General features: G+C 62.2%; 9 protein-coding genes. 7 read left to right on the top strand and 2 right to left on the bottom strand.

Going from position 1 to position 8965, the window contains the following annotated elements:
* From pstS to phoR, 7 genes are all read left to right on the top strand, one after another.
* Window positions 1-704: phosphate ABC transporter substrate-binding protein PstS (gene pstS, locus AC1D1P_RS08070; RefSeq protein ID WP_477672627.1), on the top strand; the 704-nt coding region annotated here is incomplete at its 5' end.
* A 126-nt stretch (window positions 705-830) separates the two neighbouring features.
* Window positions 831-1796, top strand: a complete 966-nt coding sequence (gene pstC / locus AC1D1P_RS08065) for a phosphate ABC transporter permease subunit PstC (protein ID WP_477670888.1) — start codon at window positions 831-833, stop codon at window positions 1794-1796.
* Window positions 1793-2653 carry a phosphate ABC transporter permease PstA gene (gene pstA, locus AC1D1P_RS08060; protein ID WP_477672626.1) on the top strand — a complete coding sequence of 287 codons (861 nt, stop codon included), beginning with the start codon at window positions 1793-1795 and terminating at the stop codon, window positions 2651-2653. Before pstC ends, pstA begins: the two co-directional genes overlap by 4 nt.
* Before the next feature lie 47 nt (window positions 2654-2700).
* A complete protein-coding gene (pstB, locus tag AC1D1P_RS08055) occupies window positions 2701-3480 on the top strand; it encodes a phosphate ABC transporter ATP-binding protein PstB (RefSeq protein ID WP_457278655.1) in 780 nt (259 codons plus the stop codon).
* A gap of 19 nt (window positions 3481-3499) precedes the next feature.
* Entirely contained in the window at window positions 3500-4201 is a 702-nt protein-coding gene (gene phoU, locus AC1D1P_RS08050) for a phosphate signaling complex protein PhoU (RefSeq protein WP_411879881.1), read from the top strand.
* Window positions 4202-4208: 7 nt separating this feature from the next.
* A complete protein-coding gene (gene phoB / locus AC1D1P_RS08045; protein ID WP_431096707.1) occupies window positions 4209-4934 on the top strand; it encodes a phosphate regulon transcriptional regulator PhoB in 726 nt (241 codons plus the stop codon).
* A complete protein-coding gene (phoR, locus tag AC1D1P_RS08040) occupies window positions 4931-6286 on the top strand; it encodes a phosphate regulon sensor histidine kinase PhoR (RefSeq protein ID WP_477672625.1) in 1356 nt (451 codons plus the stop codon). Before phoB ends, phoR begins: the two co-directional genes overlap by 4 nt.
* On the opposite strand, the gene AC1D1P_RS08035 is transcribed toward phoR, so the two are convergent.
* Both AC1D1P_RS08035 and AC1D1P_RS08030 read right to left on the bottom strand, forming a co-directional pair.
* Window positions 6274-7629: an MATE family efflux transporter gene (locus AC1D1P_RS08035; protein WP_477670884.1), complete on the bottom strand. Its 1356-nt coding sequence runs from the start codon at window positions 7627-7629 to the stop codon at window positions 6274-6276. The genes phoR and AC1D1P_RS08035 overlap by 13 nt on opposite strands.
* A partial coding sequence (locus tag AC1D1P_RS08030) for a hypothetical protein (protein ID WP_477672624.1) occupies window positions 7626-8965 on the bottom strand: 1340 nt, incomplete at its 5' end. The genes AC1D1P_RS08030 and AC1D1P_RS08035, both read right to left, overlap by 4 nt.

The following is an 8965-nucleotide window of genomic DNA, read 5'->3' as shown; positions in this document are numbered from 1 at the left end:
CCACCGGCCAGCTCAAGCTGAGCGGCCAGGTGCTGGGCGACATCTACCTTGGCAAGATCACCAAGTGGACCGACCCGGCCATCAAGGCCCTGAACCCCACGCTGCCCCTGCCTGACGCCGCCATCGCACCGGTGCGCCGCGCCGACGGCTCCGGCACCAGCTTCATCTTCACCAACTACCTGAGCAAGGTCAATGCCGAGTGGAAGTCCAAAGTGGGAGAGGGCACCGCAGTGAACTGGCCCGTAGGCGCTGGCGGCAAGGGCAATGAAGGCGTGGCGGCATTCGTCGGCCGTCTGCCTAATTCGATCGGCTATGTGGAATACGCCTACGTCAAGCAAAACAAGATGACTTTTGCCCAGCTGAAGAACGCCGCTGGCAACTTCGTGTCGCCTGAAGATGGCGCATTCAAGGCCGCCGCCGCAGGTGCCGAGTGGTCCAAGAGCTTCTACCAGATCCTGACCGAGCAGCCTGGCAAGGATTCGTGGCCCATCACCGGCGCTACTTTCATCCTGATGCAGAAAGTCCAGGACAAGCCTGCCCAGGCCGCTGCTTCACTCAAGTTCTTTGAGTGGGCTTACAAAAACGGCGACAAAACTGCCGACGACCTGGACTATGTGCCCATGCCTGCCGCCGTGAAAACCATCATTGAAAAAGCCTGGGGCGACATCAAGGACACCTCGGGCAAGGTTGTCGCTTACAAATAAGCGCAACAAGCGCAACAAGCTGATTTTCCGCAGTCGTTACATACCATAGGGGTTTCTCACGTGTCCTCTACACTTCCGGCTAGCCGGGCCGCTTTTGACCACCCGGCAAAAGCGACCGGACGCGATATGACCAATCCTCCTCCTGGCGGCACTGTGCGCAGAAGCCCCCTGGCAGACCGGCTTTTCGGCTGGGCTGCGCAGGGCGCGGCCTGGCTGACACTGGCCCTGCTGGCCGGCATCCTGGTTTCCCTCGTCATCGGGGCGTGGCCAGCGATCAGCAAATACGGCCTCGGCTTCCTCACCAGCAGCGTCTGGGACCCTGTCAAGGGCGAGTACGGCGGACTGGTCATGATTTACGGCACCATTGCCACGTCATTGATCGCACTGCTCATCGCGGTGCCGGTGAGCTTCGGCATCGCGCTGTTCCTGACCGAGTTGTCACCCGCATGGCTCAAAAGGCCCCTGGGCACCGCCATCGAACTGCTCGCCGCCGTGCCGTCCATCGTCTACGGCATGTGGGGCCTGCTGGTGTTCGGCCCCATCCTGGCCACCTACGTACAGCAGCCGCTGCAAAGCCTTTTGAGCGGCGTGCCTTATCTGGGCGCGCTGGTGTCTGGCCCTCCTGTGGGTATCGGCATTTTGTCGGCCGGCATCATCCTGGCCATCATGATCATTCCTTTCATCGCCTCGGTGATGCGGGACGTGTTCGAGGTCACGCCGGTTTTGCTCAAGGAATCCGCCTATGGGCTGGGCTCCACCACCTGGGAAGTTGTCTCCAAAGTCGTGCTGCCTTACACCAAGGCCGGTGTGGTGGGCGGCATCATGCTGGGCCTGGGCCGTGCGCTGGGCGAAACCATGGCGGTGACCTTCGTCATCGGCAACTTCAACCAGCTCGATTCGCTGAGCCTCTTTCAGGCGGCCAACAGCATCACGTCGGCGCTGGCCAACGAGTTCGCTGAAGCCGGCGAGGGCCTGCACCAGGCTGCTTTGATTTACCTGGGCCTGGTGCTGTTCTTCATCACGTTTGTCGTGCTGTCGCTGTCCAAGCTGCTGCTGGCCCAACTGCGAAAAAGTGAAGGGGTGAAAACATGAGCGCCGTGATGCACGATGCGCGGTTGGCCAAGTTTGCCCGCCGCAAGCGGGTCAACCGGATTGCGCTGGTCCTCTCCCTCGCAGCCATGTCCTTTGGCCTGTTCTGGCTGGCATGKATTTTGTGGGAAACGATTCGCCTGGGCGTGGGCGGTCTTTCATGGGCAACCCTGACCCAGATGACGCCGGCGCCCAATGAAGAGGGCGGTATCGCCAACGCAATTTACGGCTCCTTCCTGATGGTGCTGCTGGCCACTTTTGTGGGCACGCCGATCGGCATCATGGCGGGCATCTACCTGGCCGAATACAACACCAAGGGCATGCTGGCATCCGTGACGCGCTTCGTCAACGACATCCTGCTGTCTGCACCATCCATCGTGATTGGCCTGTTTGTGTACACGGTCGTCGTGTCGCAGTTCAAATCCTATTCGGGCTGGGCCGGTGTCCTGGCGCTGGCACTGATCGTTATTCCCGTGGTGATTCGCACGACGGAAAACATGCTGCAACTGGTGCCGCCAGGCCTGCGTGAAGCGGCTTACGCCTTGGGCGCACCGAAATGGAAAGTCATCACCAGCATCACCTTGCGCGCCGCACGTGCCGGCGTGACGACCGGCATCCTGCTGGCCGTGGCGCGGATTGCCGGTGAAACGGCGCCGCTGCTGTTCACGGCGCTGAACAACCAGTTCTGGACGTCTGACCTGAGCCAGCCCATGGCGAGCTTGCCCGTGACGATCTTCAAGTTTGCACTGAGCCCTTATGAGAACTGGCAGCAACTGGCATGGGCAGGCGTATTCCTGATCACCATGGCAGTGCTTGGCCTGAACATCCTGGCGCGTGTATTGACACGTGCCAAAAACTGACAGGCTGACGCCTTTCCTTTAGACCACACAACACAACAAGGTCACAGATGGATACCCCTACTGCATCACGCGAACAATCGAAAATTTCGGTCAAGAACCTCGACTTCTACTACGGCAAGTTCCACGCCCTCAAAAGCATCAACCTGGAAATTCCCGAGAAGAAGGTCACGGCCTTCATCGGCCCCTCGGGCTGCGGCAAGTCCACGCTGCTGCGCATCTTCAACCGCATGTATGAGCTCTACCCCGAGCAGCGCGCTGAAGGTGAAATCATGTTCGACGGTGAGAACCTGCTGACGTCCAAAAAAGACGTGGCGCTGATCCGCTCCAAGGTCGGCATGGTGTTCCAGAAGCCGACGCCGTTCCCGATGTCGATCTACGACAACATCGCCTTTGGCGTGAAACTGTTCGAAAGCCTGAACGCTTCGGACATGGACGAGCGCGTGGAATGGGCGCTACGCAAGGCCGCGCTGTGGACGGAAGTCAAGGACAAGCTGAACCAGAGCGGCTCCAGCCTCTCGGGCGGCCAGCAGCAACGCCTGTGCATTGCCCGCGGCATCGCCATCAAGCCTGAAGTGCTGCTGCTGGACGAGCCCTGTTCGGCGCTGGACCCTATTTCCACCGCCAAGGTGGAAGAGCTGATTGCCGAGCTCAAGAACGAATACACGGTAGTCATCGTGACGCACAACATGCAGCAGGCGGCCCGCTGCAGCGACTACACCGCCTATATGTATCTGGGCGACCTGGTTGAGTTTGGCGCAACCGAAGACTTGTTCTTCAAGCCAAAACGTAAAGAAACCGAAGACTACATMACCGGCCGTTTCGGCTGATACGGATTAGGGAGCACACATGCCTGATAAACACCTATCGACCCAGTTTGACAGCGAACTCAACGGCGTCTCTTCGCGCGTGATGGAGTTGGGTGGCCTCGTCGAGTCGCAGATTCGCCTGGCCATCTATGCGCTGTCCCAGTTCAGCGCCGAAAGCGCCAACCAGGTGATCGAAACCGAATCGCGCGTCAACGCGATGGAAATCGACATCGACCGCGAGCTGTCGTCCATCATTGCGCGGCGCCAGCCTACGGCTCGCGACCTGCGCCTGCTGATTGCGATTTCCAAGACCACAGCCAACCTCGAGCGTGCCGGCGACGAGGCCGAGAAGATTGCCCGCATGGTCAAGTCCATCATAGAAAGCGGATCGGCCCGTGCCCTGCCTTCGTCCGACCTGCGCATCGCGGCGGAGCTTGCTTCCGGCCTGCTGCGCAAGGCACTGGATGCTTTTGCCCGGCTGGACACCGCGGTCGCGGTTTCCATCCTCAAGGAAGACGACCAGATCGACCAGGAATTCGACGGTTTTGTGCGCAAGCTCATCACTTACATGATGGAAGACCCGCGCACGATTTCGCCTAGCCTGGACCTGCTGTTTGTGGCCAAGGCCATCGAGCGCGTGGGCGACCATGCCAAGAACATCGCAGAATTCATCATTTACATCGTCAAGGGCGCCGACGTGCGGCACACGCCGATGGAACAGATTGAATCCGCAGTAAAGTAAAGACGGAATGAAACACCTGCCACGCATACTGATTGTTGAAGACGAGCCAGCCATTGCCGAGTTGATTGCCGTCAACCTGCGGCATGGTGGCTTTGACCCCGTGGTGGCGGAAGACAGTGTGTCGGCCCAGCGCGAACTCGACGCTGTGTTGCCCGATGCCATCCTGCTCGACTGGATGCTGCCGGGGCAAAGCGGCCTGGCGTTGGCGCGTCACTGGCGCAAGCAGGCGCGTACCAAGAGCATTCCCATCCTCATGTTGACGGCACGCGGTGACGAGCCCGACAAGGTGGCCGGGCTGGATGCCGGCGCCGACGACTACATCACCAAGCCGTTTTCTACCCAGGAACTGTTGGCGCGCATACGTGCCGTGCTGCGGCGCCGCGCTCCCGAGTCGGTGAACGACAGCGTGACCGTCGGCGGGCTGGTCCTGGACGCCGCCACGCATCGCATTTCCTACCTGGGCCAGGAGCTCAAGCTGGGCCCGACCGAGTTCAAGCTGCTGCACTACCTGATGAAACACGCCGAGCGCGTCCACAGCCGCAGCTCCCTGCTCGATAAGGTGTGGGGCGACCACGTGTTCATTGAAGAGCGCACCGTCGACGTCCACGTCAAGCGTCTGCGTGAGGCCTTGGGCGCAGCGGGCACCATGGTGGAAACTGTGCGCGGCGCCGGCTACCGGCTGACGGCGATGGCCGCCAACAACCCGGTCGCTGCGGCACAATCCAGCGCATGATCAATCGGTGGATTGTTTTTGCCGCCTGCATGATTGTTGGCGGCGGTTTGGGCTTTTGGGCGCGCACCGCAAACGGCTTGACCTTCGGACTGGGCATAGGCTTGGCTGTGGGGGCTATGGTCTGGCTGGTCATCGACAGCTTCTACATCGGCCGCCTGCTGCGCTGGCTGCGCATCGAACAAAACAACGATACACCGGCCGTGACGGCCGGCAGCGCCCCCAGCCTTCCCGGTGTATGGGGCGAGGTAGCGGACCGGACCCGCCGGCTGCTCAAGAATCGCGATCAACAGTTCCAGGAAAGCCAGGCGCGCCTCGATGAATTCCTGGCGGCCATGCAGGCCTCGCCGAGCGGCGTGGTGCTGCTCGACGCGCAAGGCCGTATCGAGTGGTGCAACCAGATGGCCAGCCAGCACTTCGGGTTTGACGCCCAGCGCGACGTGCTGCAGCACATCGCCAACCTGGTGCGTGACCCGGCCTTCAAGGCTTATATGGCAGCGGGTGATTTCTCGCACGACGTGGTGATCCCGGGCAACTTCAGCACGCCGGCCCGCCCGGTGAAGCTGTCGGTGCATGTGCATTCCTATGGCAAAAACCGCAAGCTGCTACTGTCGCGGGACATCACGGCCGTGGAGCTGGCAGAAGCCATGCGTCGCGACTTTGTGGCCAATGTGTCGCATGAGATCCGCACGCCATTGACAGTCCTGTCGGGTTTTATCGAAACCTTGCAAACGCTGCCGCTCAAGGAGCCGGAGCGTGCCCGCTACCTGGCGCTGATGTCGCAGCAGTCGCAGCGCATGCAGACGCTGGTGAATGACCTGCTGACCCTGTCGCGACTGGAAGGCAGCCCGTTTCCGGGCGCCAGTGACTGGATGACCGTCAGTGCGCTGATGGCCCAATCAGAGCAGGAGGCAAGGGCCTTGTCGTTGGTGATTGCGCCGCAGGGCCACCAGCTGGAATTTGACCAGGGGCCAGGCACCGAAATCGCCGGGGTACAGACCGAGCTTTATAGCGCGATGTCCAATCTGGTAACCAATGCAGTGCGCTACACGCCGGAGGGCGGTTTGGTCCGCGTCAGCTGGGCGCTGCTGGAGGACGGGCGTGGTGAGTTCAAGGTCAAGGACACCGGGCCGGGTATCGCGCCTGAGCACCTGCCACGCCTGACGGAACGTTTTTACCGTATCGACCGCAGCCGATCGCGTGAAACCGGGGGCACCGGCCTGGGCCTTGCCATCGTCAAACATGTCGCCCAGCGTCACGGTGCTGAGCTCAACATTCAAAGTGAACCGGGGCACGGCTCCTGCTTTTCCATCATTTTTCCCGTCGTGCGCGTTCGCCGGACTCAACCAGTTTGAGTCACCTTCAGGCTGCGCCTGACTGCATGCCACAACAGAGCCAGAAAACATGCCGCAACGAGGCCAATGGCGAGCGTGCTGGCCGCCCAGAAACTGCTGGCGGACTGCGTCGCGGCCTGGCCTGCAATGCCGTCGTAAGCCAGACGATAGCCCCCCAGAAGCCCAAGGCCCCATAGCAGCACGCCATAAAGGGCCAGCGGCGCAATGGTGATGCGGTAGCAGCGGAGCAAAAAGGCCGTCAGGGCCTGTGTTGCATCGGCGACGTGATAGAACGCAACCCACACCAGCAAAGCGGAGGCCAGCGCGACGATTTCCGGGTTGCCGGAGTACCAGCCTGCCAGCACGGGGCCGGCCATTGAAACCACGGCCGCGAGTGTCAGCGCCGCGAGCCCTGTGAGCTTCAGCCCCAGCAGCACCACGCGTTTTGCGTAATCCGGGCGTCCTGCGCCTATCCAGAACGAAACGCGGGCACTGCACGCGATGGCCATGGACAGCGGCATCATGTAGAGAACCGCGGCCACGCTGGATGCAATCTGGTGGCTTGCGGAGGCCACGGTGCCGAGGCGGGCGATGAAGAGTGCCATCAGCGTGAACGACGTCACTTCCACCAGATAAGCCAGGCCGCCGGGAATGCCGAGCCTGGCGAAGTGACCTATTTGCAGCCAGTCCGGCCGTTCCATGCGTTGCCAGATGCGATAGGGCAGGTACAGCGTCTGTGTGCGCAGCATCAGGATGGCCAGCGCCAGCAGCAGGTAGTTCACAATCAGCGTGGCCCATGCGCAGCCGACAGCGCCCATGGGTTCTACGCCGGCACCGCCGGCCACCAGCCAGATAGACAGGGGGATCTTGACCAGCAGGGCGCCGACCTGCAGCCAGGTGACCAACAGCGGCTTGCCCAGTGCCTGGTTGAAGGTGCTGTAGATGCGAAACAGCAGGGATGGTGCGAACGCAAAGGCCAGCACCGCAAGGTAACGCTGTACCTCATCGCGCATCAGTTCAGGCACTTGTGCCCAGCGCAGCAGGGGGCCGGGGAAGAGCATAGCTGCCATACCCACCACCACGATAAAACCGCACAGGTACATGCTTTGGCGCAGCGAAGCACCTACCGCCTCATGGCGGCGCGCGCCCATCATTTCGGCCCAGATGGGCAGCAGCGCCTGGACAATGCCGATCAGGCCAACGTAAACACTGATGTAAAGCGCCGATCCTACCGACAGCGCGGCCAGGGCCTCGTCGCTGTAGCGGCCTGCAATCACCGTGTCGGCCACACCGAAGGCCATGACGGCCAGTTGCCCGACGAGCACGGTGCCCGCGTGCTGGCTGATGATCTTGAGTTCGCTCAAGGGCTGGTTCTTGAGTTCGGGCGGGGAAGGCCCACCCGCTTGAACAGCAGGACGTTTTCCGTCTTGTCCGTGGGTCGGCGCACCGTCGCCTGGAAGGCCCAATCGGGCAAATTAACGACGCGGCTGAGCGTTGGCTGCGCCTCGACATCCACAATCAGGTAGGGGCAGCTTGCCTGCGTTCCGGCTTGCCGGAGCTCGAGCCCGCCGTGGTACTGCAGCGCGGCGGCCTGCGCACTGCCTACGCCGTAAATCTCAACGCAGGCGCTTTTGTCGACGAGATTTGCGATCTGGCGCGACAGGGGCGCAAGGCTGCGGGCATAGTCGAGCAGGGGCAGCCAGAGCGTCATCAGCAGCAGCCAGCACAGGGTGGCGCCGCCGGCAGGCAGTACCAGCGATTTCCAGATGGCCGCACGCTGCGCGCCGGCGCGCCATTTGACGAGCCAGGCCCAGGCCAGGGTGGCCAGCAGTGCGGCCAGAAACGCCAGCCACGAGAAGCTGGGTTCAAACCCCGGTGCGAGTTTGGCGACGTTGGCTGCGGGTTGACGCGGAACGCCAGTCTGCATGGCAATCCAGACCACCCAGATGATGATGCCGCAGCCGGTGAAAAACAGCAGTGTGAACCAGTCAATCAGCGAGGCCACGCTGCGTTTGAGTGTGGGGAGCGCGAAGGCAGCCAGCGCTGCCAGCGGCGGCAGGCTCAGCAGCAGGCTGCGGTCCGAGGCTGTGGTCGTCAGCGTGGCGGCCACGGCCATCGCGGCGAACCACAATGGCAAGGCGACATGGCGGCTGGCCAGCTGCCTGCGCCAGCGATAAAGTGTCCACATCGCCAGCGGCCAGGCCGGCCAGGTAAACCACAGCAGCAGGCGACCCAGGCTGCGCCAGTCTTTCAGGGCGGACTGACCGTCTGCGCCCGGCAGGTGAATTCTCCAGCGCCACAGGTCCAACCCATGGGCCAGCAGCGCTACCAGCAGCGTGATGCCGGTGATCAGCAGCACCCAGTGCCAGGACTGTTGCCTGGCTGCAGGATCGGACTGGCCGGTGCCCCAGCGCATGTGAGTCCATTCCACCAGTGCCCCGCCCATGCCAATCAGCAATGCCAGTGTGGGAGCACCGCTCAGGGCGAGTCCTGCAAGCCCGATCAGCAGACCGAATGCCGGGCCGAGGATTTTGGTGGCCGCACGGTAGGGGCTTGCTGCCATGGCGTAAAAGGCCAGCGCCGTGAACCCGAGCTGGGCCAGGGCCGGCGTGGTTTCATGGGAGAGCTGCGCCAGGCCAAGACTGGCGATCAGCGCCAGCAGGGCGGTATCGGCGATAGCCCGGGCGTAGTCGACCGGAC

The organism is Polaromonas sp. P1_E1_2, assembly GCF_056406035.1.
The sequence above is the reverse complement of the archived record's forward strand: the minus strand, read 5'-3'. Positions and strand labels throughout refer to the sequence as shown.